17 protein-coding genes are annotated in these 18,634 nt (G+C 46.5%); 5 read left to right on the forward strand and 12 right to left on the reverse strand.

What is annotated here, in order from left to right; genetic code table 11:
* Positions 1-47 precede the first annotated feature (47 nt).
* Entirely contained in the window at positions 48-2,642 is a 2,595-nt protein-coding gene (locus AC121Z_RS17110; RefSeq protein WP_498125539.1) for a sensor domain-containing diguanylate cyclase, read from the forward strand.
* Positions 2,643-2,648: 6 nt separating this feature from the next.
* On the opposite strand, the gene rep is transcribed toward AC121Z_RS17110, so the two are convergent.
* Entirely contained in the window at positions 2,649-4,661 is a 2,013-nt protein-coding gene (gene rep, locus AC121Z_RS17115; protein ID WP_498125540.1) for a DNA helicase Rep, read from the reverse strand.
* 135 nt (positions 4,662-4,796) lie between these two features.
* Between rep and ubiK the strand changes: the two genes are divergently transcribed.
* The gene (ubiK, locus tag AC121Z_RS17120; RefSeq protein ID WP_498125541.1) at positions 4,797-5,048 is read left to right on the forward strand and encodes a ubiquinone biosynthesis accessory factor UbiK; all 252 of its coding nucleotides are present in this window, start codon (positions 4,797-4,799) and stop codon (positions 5,046-5,048) included.
* A 134-nt stretch (positions 5,049-5,182) separates the two neighbouring features.
* Here the strand turns inward: ubiK and ubiA are convergent, their stop codons facing one another.
* Positions 5,183-6,037, reverse strand: coding sequence for a 4-hydroxybenzoate octaprenyltransferase (gene ubiA / locus AC121Z_RS17125; RefSeq protein WP_498125542.1), 855 nt, complete (start codon positions 6,035-6,037; stop codon positions 5,183-5,185).
* 12 nt (positions 6,038-6,049) lie between these two features.
* On the reverse strand, positions 6,050-6,622 hold the full coding sequence (locus AC121Z_RS17130; protein ID WP_498125543.1) for a chorismate--pyruvate lyase family protein: 573 nt from the start codon (positions 6,620-6,622) through the stop codon (positions 6,050-6,052).
* A gap of 216 nt (positions 6,623-6,838) precedes the next feature.
* Here AC121Z_RS17130 and AC121Z_RS17135 point away from each other — a divergent pair, with 216 nt between their 5' ends.
* Positions 6,839-7,195 carry a flagellar basal body-associated protein FliL gene (locus AC121Z_RS17135; RefSeq protein ID WP_498128293.1) on the forward strand — a complete coding sequence of 119 codons (357 nt, stop codon included), beginning with the start codon at positions 6,839-6,841 and terminating at the stop codon, positions 7,193-7,195.
* Between the two features lie 85 nt (positions 7,196-7,280).
* On the opposite strand, the gene glpG is transcribed toward AC121Z_RS17135, so the two are convergent.
* From glpG to AC121Z_RS17170, 7 genes are all read right to left on the reverse strand, one after another.
* On the reverse strand, positions 7,281-8,114 hold the full coding sequence (gene glpG, locus AC121Z_RS17140; protein WP_498125544.1) for a rhomboid family intramembrane serine protease GlpG: 834 nt from the start codon (positions 8,112-8,114) through the stop codon (positions 7,281-7,283).
* Between the two features lie 2 nt (positions 8,115-8,116).
* Entirely contained in the window at positions 8,117-8,440 is a 324-nt protein-coding gene (gene glpE / locus AC121Z_RS17145) for a thiosulfate sulfurtransferase GlpE (protein WP_498125545.1), read from the reverse strand.
* A 7-nt stretch (positions 8,441-8,447) separates the two neighbouring features.
* Complete coding sequence (gene tdh, locus AC121Z_RS17150; protein WP_498125546.1) at positions 8,448-9,473, reverse strand: L-threonine 3-dehydrogenase; 1,026 nt, start codon at positions 9,471-9,473, stop codon at positions 8,448-8,450.
* Positions 9,470-10,666: a glycine C-acetyltransferase gene (locus AC121Z_RS17155; protein WP_498125547.1), complete on the reverse strand. Its 1,197-nt coding sequence runs from the start codon at positions 10,664-10,666 to the stop codon at positions 9,470-9,472. Before AC121Z_RS17155 ends, tdh begins: the two co-directional genes overlap by 4 nt.
* A 68-nt stretch (positions 10,667-10,734) precedes the next feature.
* Positions 10,735-13,176, reverse strand: a complete 2,442-nt coding sequence (locus tag AC121Z_RS17160; RefSeq protein ID WP_498125548.1) for a putative bifunctional diguanylate cyclase/phosphodiesterase — start codon at positions 13,174-13,176, stop codon at positions 10,735-10,737.
* Between the two features lies 1 nt (position 13,177).
* Positions 13,178-14,371, reverse strand: a complete 1,194-nt coding sequence (locus tag AC121Z_RS17165) for a TonB-dependent receptor (protein ID WP_498125549.1) — start codon at positions 14,369-14,371, stop codon at positions 13,178-13,180.
* Positions 14,368-14,811, reverse strand: coding sequence for a hypothetical protein (locus AC121Z_RS17170; RefSeq protein ID WP_498125550.1), 444 nt, complete (start codon positions 14,809-14,811; stop codon positions 14,368-14,370). Before AC121Z_RS17170 ends, AC121Z_RS17165 begins: the two co-directional genes overlap by 4 nt.
* Before the next feature lie 178 nt (positions 14,812-14,989).
* On the opposite strand from AC121Z_RS17170, the gene AC121Z_RS17175 reads away from it, so the two are divergent.
* The gene (locus AC121Z_RS17175; RefSeq protein WP_498125551.1) at positions 14,990-16,315 is read left to right on the forward strand and encodes a 3-deoxy-D-manno-octulosonic acid transferase; all 1,326 of its coding nucleotides are present in this window, start codon (positions 14,990-14,992) and stop codon (positions 16,313-16,315) included.
* Here AC121Z_RS17175 and AC121Z_RS17180 read toward each other — a convergent pair.
* Positions 16,301-17,266 (reverse strand): glycosyltransferase family 9 protein, encoded by a 966-nt coding sequence (locus AC121Z_RS17180; protein ID WP_498125552.1) that lies wholly within the window; start codon positions 17,264-17,266, stop codon positions 16,301-16,303. The genes AC121Z_RS17175 and AC121Z_RS17180 overlap by 15 nt on opposite strands.
* A 188-nt stretch (positions 17,267-17,454) precedes the next feature.
* Between AC121Z_RS17180 and AC121Z_RS17185 the strand changes: the two genes are divergently transcribed.
* Entirely contained in the window at positions 17,455-18,192 is a 738-nt protein-coding gene (locus AC121Z_RS17185; protein ID WP_498125553.1) for a 3-deoxy-D-manno-octulosonic acid kinase, read from the forward strand.
* 15 nt (positions 18,193-18,207) lie between these two features.
* Here AC121Z_RS17185 and AC121Z_RS17190 read toward each other — a convergent pair whose 3' ends face one another.
* Positions 18,208-18,606, reverse strand: a complete 399-nt coding sequence (locus AC121Z_RS17190) for an FAD synthase family protein (protein WP_498125554.1) — start codon at positions 18,604-18,606, stop codon at positions 18,208-18,210.
* Positions 18,607-18,634: the final 28 nt, after the last annotated feature.

Below are 18,634 nucleotides of genomic sequence, written 5' to 3' on the forward strand. Positions count from 1 at the left end.
CAAAGCGGCCACACTCGACATCCAACCAACGTTGCACGAGAGAGAGAATGACAGCAGATCTATCCAAAAACGACCTGTCAGAAGAAGAGTTACGCGAACTCATTCCTCAACTGCAACAATTGACCGAGCAGTACAAGCGCGCGGAGCGGGTGCAAAAAGCCCTATTTGATATCTCTGAACTGTCCAGTTCAGTCAGTGACTTACAAAACCTTTATCGCTCTATCCATGACATTGTTGGCGACTTTATGAACGCCGATAACTTCTTCGTTGCGTTTTACGAGCGCGAAGAAAAAATTATCGACTTTGTCTATTTTGTTGATGAATTCGATGAGCAAACGGTAAAACAGATCCCGGCTGAGCAATTGATGGATGGTATCACCGGACACATCTTACGCAGTGGCGAATATGTTGTCTTTGGTAAAGAAAATGCTGAAGAAGTGCTGGGAGCCAAAGGTATTAAGATCATGGGTTCAGTGCCGTCTGATTTTATCGGTGTGCCACTTAAACGTGGCTCACAAGTGATCGGCGCGATGGTGGTTCAGACCTATGATGATAGCCTGCGCTACTCGAATGATGATTTAGAAGTCTTGCTTTTCGTCTCCCAGCATATTGTTACGACCGTGGACCGGGTGAAAAGTCGTGAAATGACAGAACGCACGATCCGCGAGCGAACCAAACAACTGCGGCAAATTAACGATGACTTGCAAGAAGAAATTCTAGAGCGCCAGAAAGTTGAGTCATTGCAACAAGCTCTATTTGAAATATCTGAAGTCGCGGCGAATTTAGATGACGACATGCAGTCGTTTTATTCGCAGTTGCACAGCATCATTTCGCGTTTGATCAGCGCGCCAAACTGTTATGTTGCAATCTTAGATGAAGAAAAAGAACACCTGAACTTTCCGTACTTTAGCGATGAGAAAGACAGTGCGCCAGATAAACGCCCCTTAGGCTATGGACTGACCGAGTTTGTCTTGCGCAGTGGTCAGGCCGAAATGATTAACCCCTCACGAGTTGTCCAGCTGGTCGAAAGTGGTGAATTAGATGTTAGCGTTGCGCAAAACATGCTGACTAGCTCTAACTCTTGGTTGGGTTCACCCCTGGTGGTCGATGGAGAGATCTCAGGTGTAATTGCAGTACAAACTTACGGTAAGCAGAACAAGTACACCAGTAAAGACCTCGAACTCCTGCGCTATGTGTCACACCATATCGCGGTTGCGATGGAACGGAAGCGCCAGTCTGAGGCGATCCAACAATACACCTTAAAGCTGAGTGAACGGGTTGAAGCACGCACCAAAGAGCTTAATCGCGCTAATGAGATCCTCAAGAATCAAATCGAACAACGCAAAGAAATAGAATTACGCTTGATCCATGATGCGCATCACGACGGCCTAACCGATCTGCCCAATCGCACCATGTTTAACAGCCGTTTAGAGCTCGCGGTGGCGAACAAAAAGCGCCACCCAGAAAACAATTTTGCAGTGCTGTTTATTGATTTAGACCGCTTTAAAGTGATCAACGATACCTTGGGCCACCACGCCGGCGACCAGTTTTTGATTGAAGTCGCCAGACGCATTAACACCTGCATTCGTGGCCATGATTTGCTGGCGCGCCTAGGGGGTGACGAATTTGTCATTCTACTTGATAATTTTGATGATGTTCATGACGTTGAAGAAGTCGCGAGCCGAGTCATCGACTCAATTGCAGAACCCTTTGTACTGGAAGAAAAAGAGATGTATTCCGGTGCAAGTATTGGTATTGCACACCTAGATATCACTTATCAAAAAGCTGAAGAAGTCTTGCGAGATGCCGATGCCGCTATGTACCAAGCCAAGCAACAAGGGCGTGGGCGCTTCATTACATTTGATAAAAGCATGCGTGAGCGGCTGTTGGAAGAACTTGAACTTGAAAATGAATTCCGCAAGGCGCTGCGCGATGCGGAGTTCCAATGTTTTATTCAGCCCACGGTGTCATTGGCTGATGGCGAACCTGTATATTACGAATGTTACGTGCGCTGGGAGCACCCGACCTTAGGTAAGGTAAAACGCGAGCAATTTTGGCAAATAGCGGAGCAGTCAGGGCTTACGCTTGAACTTGATAATTACATGCTGAAATACGCGTGTGAAAAGATTAAGCACTGGGAAACGGTGGCTGGTAAAGACAAGGATTCAAAGATTGCGATCAACATGTCGATCAACCATGTTATTCAAGGCAATCTGGTAAACCGCCTATTAGAGCAAATCAAACAAGCCGGCATTTCGCCGAAGAAGCTAGTGTTTGAATTTGATGAGAACGATTTGAATCGCCGCTCACAATTTATTTTACCGGCGATTAAAAAGTTACGCCGCGCCGGAATTTCGCTGGTACTCGATAATTTTGGTAGTGGTTTAGCTTCGCTAAGCTATCTGTTCTCATATCCCTTTGATTACATCAAAGTAGATCATCGTTTTGTGCGCTCTTTACCTCGCTCGCAGCGCAATCAGAAGCTGATCCAATCAATTATGCTGATCAGTGAACATCTGCGTTTTCATGTGATCGCCGATGGGATTGATAATCAGGGGCAACTCAACATTTTGCATGAGTTGGGGTGTGTCTATGGCCAAGGCAAGCTATTAGCACCAACAATACTGTTAAAGGACGCCTAATCAAACTTACTTGTTTAACAAGTTCCGTAGATTAGCAATACTGGCTTCGCCTTCTTTCTGACGCTCTTCCGCAGTCTTTTGCTTTTTCTTAAATTCCCAGTCTAGATCATCTTGGGGTAATTCATACAAAAAACGGCTTGGATCGGGGTTGATAACTTCACCAAATTGACGACGCTCCCTGGCAATGCTGAAAACGAGTGTTTGTTGAGCACGGGTGATCCCAACATAGGCTAAGCGTCGCTCCTCCTCGATATTGTCTTCATCAATACTGCTTTGATGCGGCAACAAGCCTTCTTCCATGCCCACCATAAATACATGTGGAAACTCCAATCCCTTAGAGGCGTGTAAAGTCATTAATTGGACTTGGTCTGCATCACCTTCCTCTTCACCTCGTTCCATCATATCGCGCAGAATAAAGCGGTTTACAGCTTCCTGTAATGTCATTGGTGGCTCTAATTCAGAGCCATTAAGCATGTCTTTGAGCCACTTATAGAGGGTACTGATATTGGCCATCGCCATTTCCGCAGCTTTGGGACTGACACTGTGCTCGTACAACCATTCTTCGTACCCCATTGACTTAATCATCTCGCCAATGGTTGCAACCGTATCACCGCGCGCAGCATTGTCGGCAAGCTCCACCATCCAGCGCGCAAAACGTTCAACAGCCGCCAAACCAGCGCCACTGATATGCTGCGCTAAATCTGAATGGCAGCAAGCGGCAAACAATGAGATGTGGTGTTGATTGGCGAGATTACCGACTTTTTCTAGCGTGGCTCGACCAATCCCGCGCGCCGGTAAATTAACAATCCGCAAAAAGGCATTGTCATCATCCACGTTTACCAACAACCGCAGATAAGCCATCATGTCTTTGATTTCCGCGCGCCCAAAAAACGACATCCCGCCACTGATTTTGTATGGGATCCGATTGCTCATCAGCAGCTTTTCAAAAACCCGAGATTGATGGTTGCCGCGATACAAAATCGCATAATCTTTATATTCAGTGGCCTGCATAAACTTATGGGCCATTAATTCGGCGACCACGCGTTCTGCTTCATGTTCTTCATTTTTAGCAATAATGATGCGCAATGGCTCACCATAGCCCAATTCTGAATACAGCTTTTTCTCAAACACATGCGGATTATTTTGGATCAAGATATTGGCGCTATGCAGGATGCGCCCTGAAGATCGATAGTTTTGCTCAAGCTTGATCACTTTCAATGCAGGAAAGTGCTCTTGTAATAACACTAAATTCTGCGGTCGCGCGCCACGCCAAGAGTAAATCGATTGATCGTCATCACCAACCACAGTAAAACGAGCTCTATCGCCCACCAATAATCGAACCAGTTCATATTGACTAGTGTTGGTATCTTGATATTCATCGACTAACAAGTAACGAATACGGATTTGCCATTTCTGCCGCACTTCTTCATTGCTACGCAACAGCAGAGTTGGCAGCAAAATAAGATCATCAAAATCTAACGCGTTGTAGGCGCGCAAGTGGTTTTGATACTGCTGATAATAAGCAGCAAATTGCTTTTCCGCAGGTGAGCTTGCCCGCGCACTCAGTGCTTCAGGTAAAAGTAGGTCATTTTTCCAATTACTGATACAGGTTTGCAATAGCTTGAGTTGGTCTTTGTCGCCATCAAACTCGGCCTCAGTGAGGTCTTTTAGCAGGGCTATGCTGTCTTTGTCGTCAAATAGCGAAAAACCCGCTTTCAAACCCAACTGGGATACATGCTTTTTGATGATAGTTAAACCTAGCGTGTGAAAGGTAGAAACCATCAGGCCTCGCGCTTCTTTTTTGCCTAAGGTTTGGGCAACGCGCTCTTTCATTTCGCGCGCGGCTTTATTGGTAAACGTAACTGCTGCAATATGCCGGGCTGGCATCTCACATTCGCGCACTAGGTAGGCTATTTTATTGGTAATTACCCGCGTTTTGCCGCTACCAGCACCCGCCAGCACTAAACAAGGGCCAGAAATAAAGGTAACAGCAGATTGTTGCGCGGGGTTTAACTGCATTTAATTAGCGTGTCGGTTGTTCACCAAAAGGGCGAGCATTTTACACGAATTTTTAATCGACGTTGAACTCTATCGTTGCATCCTCGAACCAGTCACTTAAACTACGGGTATAAACGATAATGTAAAGGCGCCACCATGCTTGACCCTAAAAAACTCGAAGACATTGCCAAACAAATCTCTGATGCGGTACCGCCGGGCGTGAAAAGTATGGCCGAAGGTGCCGAAGCTCGCATCAAACAAGTACTGCAAAGCCAGCTTTCGAAACTCGACTTAGTCACCCGTGAAGAGTTTGATGTGCAAACCCAAGTGTTGATCCGCACACGCGAGAAATTAGAAGCCCTTGAGGCACGAGTCGCTGCACTCGAGGCTTCAACTGAACAGCAATAAATTAAAACAGGCGTTGCGCACATAGCGAGCAAAACAAGTTGGCTGTGCGCATGCTAGATGTGCCAGCTCACAGTGTTAGTTTTGATGCATTACTTTCATTCCAATTGTGGGGCAGAGCTAGGTTTTGCTAATTATCAAAACCAATAGTGCAGAGCGACTCCTATAGTGATCACCATACCGACCCAATGGTTGTGCAAAAACGCACGAAAGCAGGCATCACGCTCACGCTGGCGGATCATGACTTGCTGGGCGACAAATAAGCTCGCTGCAACAGCCAGAGACAGATAGTAAGGCCATGTCATTGCAAGACTTAACCCGGTCCAGGTCAAAACCAGTAAACACACAATCTGTAATAGGGCAATGATCGCTCGGTCATATAGACCGAATAATATTGCGGTTGATTTCACCCCAATGATTAAATCATCATCACGATCGACCATGGCGTATTCGGTATCATAAGCAACCGTCCACAACAGATTAGCCAAGTAAAGTCCCCACACCCATGGTGGTAAATCTTCGAGGATCGCCATAGCCGCCATAGGAATAGACCAACTAAACGCAGCTCCTAATACGACTTGCGGCAGGTGGGTATAACGTTTCATAAACGGATACGCCGCGGCGAGTAGGAGGCCGACTACAGAAAGTAGTAAGGTTTGAAAATTTAGCTGCAACACCAAGATGAACGCCAATAATATTAGCACCGCAAACAATCCTTGGGCTTCTCGCAAAGTCACCTTACCACTCGGCAGGGGCCGCTGCGCAGTGCGTTTTACGCTGCCATCTACGTGTCGGTCAGCTATATCATTAATTACGCATCCTGCAGAGCGCATTAGCACCACGCCGAGGGCAAATATCACCACAATAGACCATGCCGGCCTACCTTCAGCGGCAATCAAAACCGACCAAAACGTGGGCCAAAGTAACAGGTAGATCCCAATAGGTTTATCCGCCCGCATTAGCTGCCAATAGGCAGAAATCTTCGCTTTCATGCAAAAAATCCGTTATCCGTGGCTGTATGCCGGAGCCTGAGGTAAAAATATTTCCGCGACACTCAGTTGATGGTCAAGAAAATGAAAGGCTGAACGTCTGCCATACAGCTCTTTAATATTATCGCCTGTGGACGAATTAATGACTGCTGTAATCTTCGACGGCAAATAAGCGCATAGCGTGTCTCGGGCGACTCGACACATTTCAAATTGACTGCGAACAAAACGCTCATCATTGAATATGCGCTGCCCCAGCGGCTGTTCACCTAGCCCCAGAAGCTCTCCATTATTAATTGCTGCAGGTATGATCGAACGCGCAAATACCCAAGGCACACCGTCACCCCATAATATGACTTCACGTAAATAGTTGGCTTCACTATCGCTGCTCGTATCGGCAGCAATCTGAGCGTGAAACAATACCTCAACGGTAAAGTGTCGGCACATGCTTTGTAAACGCTCGGTAAGAGAGCCAGTATCCATTAACCAGTTGGCTAAATAGGCATTGCTAACATCAAGTTGATTGTTGGCGCGCCACTCAAATTCTAATGCTACAGGGGCCGCTGGTTGTTGGCTGGTTTGATTCGACAAATTCTTTTAAAACTTACACAGGTGATTGCCGATAATATTAACATTCACGAGTTCAGAATATCCATATATCGTTTTAGCCGTATTTTTTTATCCGGCGTTTGCTAAACTTATGCGATACTTTGAATACTCACACTGGCTTATAAGGTTTAAGAAACGATGTTCCCAGCCGCATGGAAAAAGTTACTTAAAACAACCATTGTCATCGCAGGCTTAATCATGAGCTCTGCAGCGTCTGCGCAGCAAAAGCAATATGCTTATATGGGGTTAGAACCCGACATCGTCACCAATTATCTTAGCGGAAATGCACGCACACTGGGCTTTGTTCGAGTCACTGTTGAGTTGATGCTGGACGATGCCGACAATTTAGAGATTGTCGAACATCACATGCCACTCTTGCGTGCAATTGTGATTGAAACTTTTGGACGTCAGCCCGAAGACAAAGTTAAATCACTAACCGGACGAGAAGATATTCGCCGCACCATCTTACAGTTGCTGCAACAACGCTTGGAAAAAGAGACCGGCAAGGCAGTTGTCAGTGATGTGATTTTTACTAAATATCTTTATCAGGGCTAACACTGCGCTAATCTTGGTCTTTCTGCTTTTAGTAAGTCTTCAGCAGTGAATGGCTGAGGCAAACACTTCTCAGCATACCAAAGTGCTACTTCGGGATTAATCGTGCGAATCCTGCAGCAAGTAAACAACCACTCACCAAGCCTACCAAGTGCGCGGTATTCGCCATTGAAATCCACAACACGTCGGCAAAACCAATCATTAACCAAACGAGCATAAAGCCAACAATAGGTTTACTGACCTGCAGCTGCCAATCCGGGCGCAGCCAGCCGGCCCACCAGACAAACCCGAGTACGGCGTAAACAATGCCCGAAAGACCACCGAAATTGGGGCCCGACACCCATAGTTGCGCCACGTTCGACGTTATCGAAGCTAAAACAAAAATGATAATGATCGCAGACAGTCCTAAGCGTCGTTCGATTTGACTGCCTAGCATCAGCCACCAAAGGACATTGAAAATAAGATGTAGAGGGGAGAAATGGATCACATTCGGGGTGAAAATTCGCCAGTATCCATGATGTTGTAAAAGCGCATCAATTGGCGTAATAAACAACCAATCCTTGACCCAAGTGAATCCACCGAGCGCCATCAACGCATAAACTAAACAGCACAACACAGCTATAACTGTCGTAAATGGCGCCTTGAGCCATTCCAACAACGATGGGAATGTAAGGTTCAGTGAGCCAGAGCGTTCAGCTTGTTCACCCACCTCCCAGGCATTCGATTGATATTCTTTCGCATGCGGATTTTTGAGAAATATGCGTGTGAGCAGTGTTGCTTTTTCAACGTCGTCTGCGCGAGTTAACAATACTTCATGCACATCATCCGTCTTGCGATAACTCGCTGGTATTCCTTGCGCATTCAAATGCGCGATTAGAAGGCGCGCTGCTTGCTCATGTTGGAAGCCAACCAGCGGCGTCATACTTAGGCTCCTGACTCAATGGGATAACGTAGGCGCCACCCCTCAAAGCCCTGATCCATACTGTACACATCCGTATAACCTTGGCTTACGAGATACTCAGCGGCTTGTTGGCTACTGATCCCATGATAACAAACCACAACAACAGGTGTATCCATATGTGTGTTTTGCATAAACTCGGCAATCGTTTCATTATTTAAATGCGTTGCTGCCGGCATATGCCCATTTAAATAGGATTGATAATCGCGAATATCGGCAATCGCAAGCGCCTCACCATTTTCAATTTTGGCGTAAGTTTGCTCTGGGCTGATATGTTTAAACGTCGACATAAGCAGACTACTCCCAATTTAATATCACTTTACCAGACTGACCAGACCCCATCGTCTCAAAGCCTTGTTGAAACTCATCCACGCGAAATTGGTGCGTAATGATTGGCTTCAGATCCAGCCCACTTTGCAGTAGGCTTGCCATCTTATACCAAGTTTCAAACATTTCTCGCCCATAAATCCCTTTAATCGTTAAACCTTTAAAAATAACCTGATTCCAATCAATCGCAACTGCATTCGGTGGAATACCCAGCATGGCAATCTTGCCGCCATTGTTCATATTCTCCAACATACTATCGAAGGCACTGGGAACACCTGACATTTCTAGTCCCACGTCGAAGCCTTCGGTCATTCCCAATTCACGCATCACATCTTTCAGATCTTCTTGTGCTACGTTAACCGCTCGGGTCGCACCCATGGTTTTAGCCAGCTCTAATCGATAGGGATTTACGTCAGTGATAACCACATGTCGAGCTCCGACATGTTTCGCCACTGCGGCTGCCATAATACCGATGGGGCCGGCCCCAGTGATCAGTACATCTTCGCCAACCAGGTCAAAGGCCAAAGCCGTATGCACAGCATTACCGAACGGATCGAAGATTGATGCAAGATCATCACTGATGTTGTCAGGGATTTTGAACGCGTTAAACGCAGGTATCACCAAATACTCGGCAAAAGCGCCTTGGCGATTAACCCCGACGCCTTCAGTATTGCGACAAAGGTGTCGGCGACCCGCTCGGCAGTTACGACAATGACCACAGGTTATATGGCCCTCACCAGAAACCCGATCGCCCTTACGAAAACCTTGGACCTCACTGCCCATATCAACAACTTCACCCACATACTCATGACCAACAATCATCGGCACTGGAATGGTTTTTTGTGACCATTCATCCCAGTGAAAAATGTGCATGTCGGTACCACAAATTGCGGTTTTACGGATTTTGATTAATAAGTCATTATGGCCGACCTCCGGCATCGGACTTTCATGCATCCAAATCCCAGGCTCACGATGCAATTTAGCTAACGACTTCATGCGATAACCCCTAATGAGCGACCAACCTCGATAAACGCATCAACGGCCTTATCTACGTGCTCGATGGAATGTGCTGCAGACATTTGTGTGCGGATCCGTGCCTGTCCTTTAGGTACGACTGGATATGAAAAGCCAATAACATAAATTCCTTTGGCTAAAAGACGATCTGCCATTTCACTAGCCAGCTTTGCATCGCCTAACATCACCGGAATAATCGCATGATCTTTGCCTGCCAAGGTAAATCCAGCTTCCGACATCCGACGTCTGAAATGTTCCGCGTTGCGCATAACTGCTTGACGCAAAGCTTGGCCGTTTTCCATCATTTCAAACACTTTGATAGAAGCGGCAACAATCGGCGGCGCGACAGAATTAGAGAACAAATACGGGCGGGAACGTTGACGTAACCATTCGATTACTGGCTTCTTCCCTGAGGTATAACCGCCAGAAGCTCCCCCTAAAGCCTTACCTAAGGTACCGGTAATGATATCTACGCGCCCCATTACATCACAGTATTCGTGACTACCTCGCCCATTTTCACCAACAAAGCCGGTAGCATGGCAGTCATCGACCATGACCATGGCATCGTACTTTTCGGCCAGGTCACAAATACCTTTTAAGTTAGCAATGATGCCATCCATCGAAAATACGCCGTCAGTTGCGATTAGTTTATAGCGTGCTCCATCGGCGACAGCCTGCTGCAATTGCTCTTCTAAGGCTTGCATATCATTATTTGCGTAACGGTAGCGTTTGGCCTTACTGAGCCTGACTCCATCAATGATACTGGCATGGTTCAGCGAGTCAGAGATAATTGCGTCTTCTGGCTCTAGAATTGTTTCAAATAAACCACCATTAGCATCAAAGCAGGAAGGGTACAAAATGGTGTCTTCGGTACCGAGGAATTGACTAATTTTAGCTTCTAGTTGTTTGTGGATGTCTTGCGTTCCGCAAATAAACCGCACAGAAGCGACACCAAAGCCATGGCTTTCTAAGCCCGCTTTCGCTGCCGCAATGAGATCGGGGTGATTGGCTAAACCCAAGTAATTATTAGCGCAAAAATTAATTACGTGCTCGCCACCGGCAACACTTATGTCGGCTTGTTGTTGCGACTCGATTACCCGCTCTTGTTTATACAGGCCTTCACTTTTTACCGTTTCAATTTGCGCGTTTAAGTGCGCCAAAAATGCTTCAGACATATCACCCTCCGAATAATGACGCGGTATCTTAATAAACCTAACTACGCCGGTACAGAAAAACCCGATTATTATGCATTAGCCGCCGGCAAGCGGAGTTGCCACACGCCGGCTTGACAATGAACACTGAGCGTATCCCAAAGCAAACTCTCTTCGATAGGTTTTGAGATGTAATACCCTTGCCCAACGTTGCATTCATATTCACACAGTAGTTCATACTGTTCGACGGTTTCTATTCCTTCCGCCACAACCTCAATATCTAGCCCCTTAACCATAGCAATGGTTGAAAATACTATATTGCGATCACTGTGGTCTTCCAACATTCCACTCACAAAAGAGCGATCTATTTTCACCACATCAACGGGTAGTGCTTTCAAATAACTCAGCGAGGAATAACCCGTACCAAAATCGTCGATGGCAATCTTACAGCCCAGCTGACGCACGTCTTCCATGACACTACAAGCCCGCGTTAAATCGTCGACGAGAGCTGTTTCGGTCAATTCAAGCTCAATGCGGTTCGCTGGAATATCATGGTGACGCAGCTGTTGGCGTAGATAGTCGGTCAAATTACAGTCCAAGAACTGCTGCGCTGAGACATTGATGGCCATGCTCAGGTCCTGGTAGCCGTTTAACCTTAACTCAGCCAATAGTTGCATTGAACGAGCGATAACCCAATAATCTAATGTCCCCATCAATGCTGTTTTCTCTAGTATGGGGATGAATTCAGCCGGAGAAATTTGCCCTTTTTGTGGATGTTGCCAGCGTATTAACGCTTCAAAGCCTATCAATTTCCCATCCGTCAGCGCGACTTTCGGTTGTAACGCTAAATAAAATTGATCACTTTGAATCGCTTGACGGGCTTCGTTTTCTAATTCAACACGGCGCATTAATTTTCGATTCATCGCCGCGTCATAACAGCGATAGGCTGAGCCAGAAATCGTTTTAGCCTCATACATGGCAATATCTGCATGGCGTAACAATTCCGTAGAAGTCACATCATCCTCATGGGTTACAGCAATACCAATACTGACTGCATTAAAAAAACGATGCTCCCGCACTTCAATTGGTTGTTTAAAGGCCTGAACAAGTTTTTGCGCGACGCTTTCAGCATCCTGCATAGACTCTACATCAGTTAATAAAATAGCAAACTCATCGCCGCCGAAGCGGGCTGCGATATCGGCAATCCGTAGTTGCTTACCAATGCGCTTGGCAACCTTTTCTAATAACTTGTCACCCACACCATGTCCGTGAGAATCATTGATACGCTTGAAATCATCTAAATCGAGCAACATTAGCGCAACGGACTTATTGGTGCGTTTTAGCGCGCCAATATGTTTTTCTAGTTGAAACATCAGCATGCTGCGATTCGGAAGTCCGGTCAGGCTGTCAAACATCGCCATCTTTTCTAGTTGCATCTGGTCGGCAAGCGATTGTCGATTGAGTTGTTCAAGGTTTTGCGCCAACTGTGTGGCGGAATTTTCCAATTGGTCCAATTCGTCCTGAAACCACCCCCGCCGTTTCAGTCGTAACTCGTTAAATTCATCGAAACGATTTTCCGCCAACAAGGGCAAACGAAGCGACAAATTAGTCAGCTTATTACGGTAGTGTCGCAGCAAGAAAGCGACCAAAGTAATAAAGACTAAACTCAAGAGCAAAGCCAAGGTAACAATAACCGTCTGCTGATTTTTAAGCGCACTCGAACGCTCGGTAAAATCAGTCACGGTCAACAAATAAGCGCCGCTCGAGGTATCTTGCTCGAGCGGAATGATGTTCAGTAAGAAGGTTTTCTCGAACGCATCAATAACCTCGCCGAATTGATAAAAATGCGCGTAATCCAAGGGTGCAGGAAGAGCCTCAATCAATTGGTTGAAACGTTGTTGATGGACTATGGTTTGTTCACCAATAGTCACCAGCGCCTTTTTCTGCGCCTGCCAGTTAACGAGAGCAATTTCAGTAGATGAAGCGCGTACAAAGGCGGCTAACGCCTCCGCTAGCGAATATTGGATAGACACTACAGCAAATTGCTCTTCGATTAATGCCGGCACAGCCAAAATTGCCAAACAAGTCGCGCGACATGAAACGACGATTTCGGGACTTTGCTTTTGCGTTACCGTAGCGATTAAGTGTGCTAATTCATCAGGTTCGCTGCCTTGTGCACCTGTGGCTAGGGCTGATTTTTGTTCTCTGTGTATCCATATTTCTTCGACTTGCCAGCGCACCAACAGATCGTCTTTTTGCGACTGCATATAATCCAAGGCATCATCCATGGTGGCAAACCCACGGGTTTCTAAATCATTGATGAAGTTCTCAACAAATCTAACATTCCGCTCAGTAACCATGTTGCTCAACTGAGAAAACTGCTTGAAATACTGTTGCTGTAATTGACTCTGTTGAGTTGCTAACGATTGGTTGGCGCGATTAAGCAAAAAACCGGCGAGCAAGACACTAAAAGTCGTCAGCAGGAAAACCAAAACAATAATGAATTTTTGTGCAATGCTGACCCGTCTAGGCATATTAAAACCAATACATAAATTGCAATGACCATAGATCCCAGTATTCTGAGTCTGCGGTGTCTGTTGTGCGCACAAGCACAGGAGTCAAACGCCCTGCCCCCTTAACTCGATTAAACTCAGCTTGCACAGCCATGTTATCCGCGAACGAATAGCGTAAGCCAAGCGTAGCGGTATCCATGTAGGCAAAATAGTTAGGGATATCACCATTCATTGACTGCTGTAAGTTTACACCTTTGCGATCGTCTCGATTTTGATCATAGAGATCGAGTCTAAACAAGCCGGTGACCGTTGCCAATGGCATGATACTGAATTGCACGTACCCACCTTCGGCAGTGGAGTCACTAAAGAAATCGGGGGCCAATAAGTTTTTATAGGCACTGCTCTCGCGCACCAACTCTGAGGTTACTTCGATATATTGACTTTGCCACTGTGCCGCAAGTGCAATGCGCTGCACATTCACGCTGCCGTTGACAAACCCATCATTGATCCCTGGGTGATAGGTAAAATCTGCATCTAACCAACTCACGCCAAATAACAGACCAGAGGCAAACGAACGCCAGTAAATACTTGCTTGGTGATCATGCTCTTGAGTTATATTACCGCTAGAACCATGCCCCAGTAACTGCACCGTCGATTTTCGTGAGACCGGTGACTCACCATAACTCCAGTTGAATTCCCAATCGCCATACCGATTGGTAGTGTTGGCTCGAATAGCAATACCATCACTCCCTAAGGCGACGTCGCGGAAGCTGTCAAAATAGACCGATTGCGGTAATAAATTACTCGGCCGAGTGTGCGGAACATCGCGCGTCGCAGAATATAACCAATGGTAGTTCTTGTAGCGACCCAAATGCACATTAAGATTAAAATTGTTGGCATCAATGACTCGCCAATCCAAAAATAGGTAATCAATCCGCCCACCTTCTGGGTAGCGCCGTCCAGCATTCAAGTAGACGGCTTGCGCATTTAAACTTAGATCCTCATTGATGGCATAGCGACCATTAACACCCACTTCAGTCAACGCAAACGACAGGTCACCGTCGTGATTTACAAAGTTGGTTTTACTTGCTTGTTGCATACCCTGCGCAACGAAGCCGTTGATACTCCAGTTTTCTTGTGCGTTAGCAGTTGCTAACTGTATAGATAATAAAAATGAATTAATCAGTGCATAGACAAGCCAAATCCTTTTTCTCATTGCTCAATTACCTCAATAACTTTTACCTGGTTTGCACTGCTTTCAATAGCCTGCGGAGCCAATACATAACCAATCGCACCAGACGTAGATGCGACAAGTCGTAACATATTTTCTGTATCTGTTGCGATGGCGGGCGGCGCCGACTGCCCGGAATAAATTAGCTTGTTCCATTCACGTTCAAGCTGGTAGGGGAACATGTTCAAACGTTGACGCAGAAACGCTCGATGCTTGTCATCATCGCTAGCAAAGACAACGAGGGATATTGGCGCTCCGTCATCCCATGTGCGCTGCTTCAACAGAAAGATTCGCCTTAATTGTTGCCGATCGATCGCGCTTTGAGCAACCTGTGGATGCACAATCACAACTGACGCTCCATTTTCAGCTAAAAGCCCTGATGAAAACAAAAGTGAAATCATCAAGAGCAGCGATAATCGTGTCAATTTATCTCCGCGTGTTTTGGTTTAAGTTTTTACCATCCACTTTCAGTGTAGTGCATCTTTTGAGTTTTGCGATATGCTACAGCGGCAGGTAACGTGTACAAGCTTCTTGATGGCGAACCAGACGCTGGAGGGCTTTGCAGGTATATTACGATGACAAGCAAAATATTGCGGAGATGTGTTGCGACATTCAGCCCCAAATAACGAAGAAGCTAAAGTCTCATTGCAGTATGGGATCCAGCTATTTTTATACAACGTGTTATGGACAATTCTGCTGCCATTGCTATTGGTATTATTTCTACTCAAATGGCTACTTAGACGCCCAGGTTATTCAAAACTCAGACTATCGCGCTTCGCGATTTTCTCACCAAAGTTAACCACCTGTGATGTTTTGTGGCATTGTGTGTCAGTCGGAGAAGTGACTGCGGTAACACCTTTAATTAACACGTTACTGAAGCAACGACCTGATCTGAAGATTACGATTACAACCACCACACCAACCGGCGCTGAGCAAGTGCAGCGGGCATTAGGAAGTCAGGTACAGCATTGTTTTTTACCCTATGACCATTATGGATTGATGCAACGCCTGATAGCCAAACTTCAGCCGCAATTGCTCATTGTCACGGAAGTAGAAATCTGGCCTAGCCTTTTGTCTATTTGCAACAAAAGCGGGATCCCAAGCCTCTTACTGAATGCGCGCATGACTGAACGCTCGGCAAAACGTTATGCTCATCTGGGCCAGTTCTTCGCCCAAACATTGCAACAGCTGGGATACATTAATGCACAAAGTGCCGCTGACCAGCAACGCTATGTGGCTTTGGGTGCACATGCTGATACCACGCAAAATTCAGGTAACATTAAATTTGAAATTCAATCGCAACGGCATCAAGACCCTTGGGTCGATTCGCTCGCGGCGTTAAAGCAAGAAAAGCAAGCGATCGTGTTAGTGGCCGGCAGTACCCATGCTCCCGAGGAACTCATGCTCCTCGAAGCCCATCAGCAGTTATGCCAGACGAATCCAGCACTAATAACATGCATCGTGCCGCGTCATCCACAGCGGTTCGCTGAGGTTAAGGAAATATTGACCAGCCGCCAAATGCAATTTACCAGTTATAGTAACGGCACGATTGATCCAAGTGCTTCCATTGTCTTGATTGACGCGATGGGCGTTTTACATGATTTGTATGCCATCGCGGATATTGCGTTTGTGGGCGGAAGTTTTGCCGAGAAAGGTGGCCACAATGCGCTAGAGCCTGCGCTTTATGAAGTGCCCGTGGTTATGGGACCCAGCCAATATAACAATCCAGCAATTACCGCAAGCTTGACGTCCGCCGGGGCCTTGAAGACGGTTTCAAATGAGCAAGAGTTGGTCGCTCAGACACTGCATTGGTTAGCGGATGCTAAGGCTCGAAAAGACGCAGGGAAACAAGGCTTGCAGGTGATAAAAGCAAACCGAGGCGCCATCGAGAATAACCTTACACTGATCAACCAACTACTCGATGGCTAGTAATGCGCGCACTTGCTGCAGCACCTCTTCAACACTAATGAGTTCCATCAAAGAAGCGCCCTTCGCACGTTTCCCCCACGTCAAACGTTGCCAATTCTTGCCTGTTTGCTGCTGAATGACAGAATCATAAACCGAAACCACATGATTTAAATTATTGTATGGTCCAGTGCGACGCGGGTTGCTGTGAGCATACAACCCAATGACTGGGGTTCCGACTGTGGTTGCCATATGCGCAGGCCCTGTGTCTGGCGCGACTACGAGTTGAGCGTTGGCTAACAGAGCCAGTAACTGTTTAAGCGTGGTTTTACCCACCATATTCACAACACTGTGGCTCACGCTTGCCTCAATCGTGCTTGCCAGACGCATATCAAGCTCGGCAGGCGAACCACATAGGACCACCCGCTTACCCGCACTCGATAACGCATCGGCTAACTGTGCGTAGCGCTCAGGCAGCCAACAGCGCTCAGCTTTGGAGGCTGCGGGGCAAATAACCACATAGTCGCCCCAAGTGGCTGAGGTTTGTTTGGCAAAGTGTGTATCCCCAGCAGCCAACGGCATGTCCCATTGCGGTGGACTAATAGTGATACCCAACGCAGCTGCAAAGCCCATAAATCCGTCGAGAACATGCGCATGTCGTTGCGGCGCAATGGTATGCGTAGTGAACCAAGCGTGCAGCTCTTTGCTGCGCGCGGAGTCAAAACCAAGACGCACTTGCGCAGGAATTACGCGCGACACCCAATTTGCTCTTAAAGCGACTTGCATCATTAACAGAACAGCGAAGTTACGCCCTTGCATCGTTGCTTTAAGCTCTGCGATAGCAACTTTGCCCCGTTTTTTATCAAACACGATAAACTCAATATTCTCGAGTCCATGCAACAACTGATATTCAATTTTGCCAATGATCCAAGTAATCCTTACGTCCGGACGCTGCCGTTGTATCGCTTGTACCATTGCCACTGCATGACAAACATCACCGATTGCGGAAAGTCGCATCAGGCAAATGTTAGCGTCCTGAGGTAGGGCTGTTAACTGTAATTGTTTGCGAAAGAAAACCAAAGAAATGGGATAAGTAGCGGACGGATAACCGCAATTTGATTACAATTGCGCATAATTCTCAAGTGTTATCGTGGATTTAAACTGTGAACCCATTATTAGCAAGTCATTCAGCAAACCAAAACACGGTTTATTGGGTGCCTGCCAATTGCCAACAGAATCACTTGCCCACGCCACATTCAGACTGGTTTGCTAGTTCACCGGTAGCCACAGATTTTAATCTTATCGGCAGTGCACCGGGTCGCGGGACTACCCATTTTTTGCGCTATCATGATTGTGATTTAGTATTGCGACACTACAAGCGTGGCGGTTTGGTCGGCAAAGTATTAGATGATCAGTTTCTTTTTTTACATAAGAATTGGACCCGGCCGGTGCGGGAGTTAGATCTGTTAATTCGCATGCGCAGTTGGCACTTGCCTTGTCCAACCCCTATTGCAGGAAAAGTTTCGCGCACCGGGTTAGTGTGGCGAGGCGATCTCATTACTACACGGATCCCTAACGCAAAGGATGTTCATGCGCTGATCGTAGACTCTACATTAAGTGGCATCGAATGGCGCCACATTGGCGCTACAATCGCACGCTTTCACAAGCATCAGGTGTACCACCACGATTTAAATATCCATAACATTATGCTCGACGACGAAGGGCAGGCATGGTTAATCGACTTTGACAAGTGTGCTATTCGCCGTGGACAGCGTTGGAAAGTCAGCAACCTTGAGCGCTTGCACCGCTCACTATGCAAAGAACGAGATAAGGTTTCAGGCTATCAATTTGCAGAAGGTGATTGGGATGCCCTGATGGAGGGCTATCGCGGTTTTACATAACGCTTCTTTAGGGAACTATTCCGGAGAATCCTTAATGATTTCAATAATCTCAGTAGTGGAAATCGAGGGTGTTCGCGGTAAATAGCGTACTTCACATATATCGGAAAGATGGTCAAATTTACCTTTCCAGTCGTCACCCATGACTAAAATATCGGCCTGATGATCACGAATATACTCGGATTTCTTAGCTAGCGACTCTTCAACAAAGACTTCGTCAACAAACGCCAGTGAGCGAATTATTTCTATACGATTGTCTAAACGATAAATTGGTAATCGCCCCTTTTTGTCCGCATTTAGGGCATCTGATGAAACGCCGACAATCAGCCAGTCCCCCAAGGCCTTAGCATTCTTTAGTATTCGAACATGACCAATGTGAAACACATCAAAGGTACCAAATGTTATGACCCGCTTCATTAAAATACTCTCACTACCCGCTAACCTA

The sequence above is a fragment of the Alteromonas sp. DYW1 genome (assembly GCF_059752595.1).

Coding starts and splice junctions, on each gene's coding strand:
- glpE (WP_498125545.1), bottom strand. CDS start 8,440: ATGTCGACGTTTAAACATATCAGCCCAGAGCAAACTTACGCCAAAATT.
- AC121Z_RS17160 (WP_498125548.1), bottom strand. CDS start 13,176: ATGCCTAGACGGGTCAGCATTGCACAAAAATTCATTATTGTTTTGGTT.
- AC121Z_RS17135 (WP_498128293.1), top strand. CDS start 6,839: ATGAGCTCTGCAGCGTCTGCGCAGCAAAAGCAATATGCTTATATGGGG.
- AC121Z_RS17165 (WP_498125549.1), bottom strand. CDS start 14,371: ATGAGAAAAAGGATTTGGCTTGTCTATGCACTGATTAATTCATTTTTA.
- AC121Z_RS17110 (WP_498125539.1), top strand. CDS start 48: ATGACAGCAGATCTATCCAAAAACGACCTGTCAGAAGAAGAGTTACGC.
- ubiA (WP_498125542.1), bottom strand. CDS start 6,037: ATGAAAGCGAAGATTTCTGCCTATTGGCAGCTAATGCGGGCGGATAAA.
- rep (WP_498125540.1), bottom strand. CDS start 4,661: ATGCAGTTAAACCCCGCGCAACAATCTGCTGTTACCTTTATTTCTGGC.
- AC121Z_RS17190 (WP_498125554.1), bottom strand. CDS start 18,606: ATGAAGCGGGTCATAACATTTGGTACCTTTGATGTGTTTCACATTGGT.
- ubiK (WP_498125541.1), top strand. CDS start 4,797: ATGCTTGACCCTAAAAAACTCGAAGACATTGCCAAACAAATCTCTGAT.
- tdh (WP_498125546.1), bottom strand. CDS start 9,473: ATGAAGTCGTTAGCTAAATTGCATCGTGAGCCTGGGATTTGGATGCAT.
- AC121Z_RS17180 (WP_498125552.1), bottom strand. CDS start 17,266: ATGGTACAAGCGATACAACGGCAGCGTCCGGACGTAAGGATTACTTGG.
- AC121Z_RS17155 (WP_498125547.1), bottom strand. CDS start 10,666: ATGTCTGAAGCATTTTTGGCGCACTTAAACGCGCAAATTGAAACGGTA.
- glpG (WP_498125544.1), bottom strand. CDS start 8,114: ATGACGCCGCTGGTTGGCTTCCAACATGAGCAAGCAGCGCGCCTTCTA.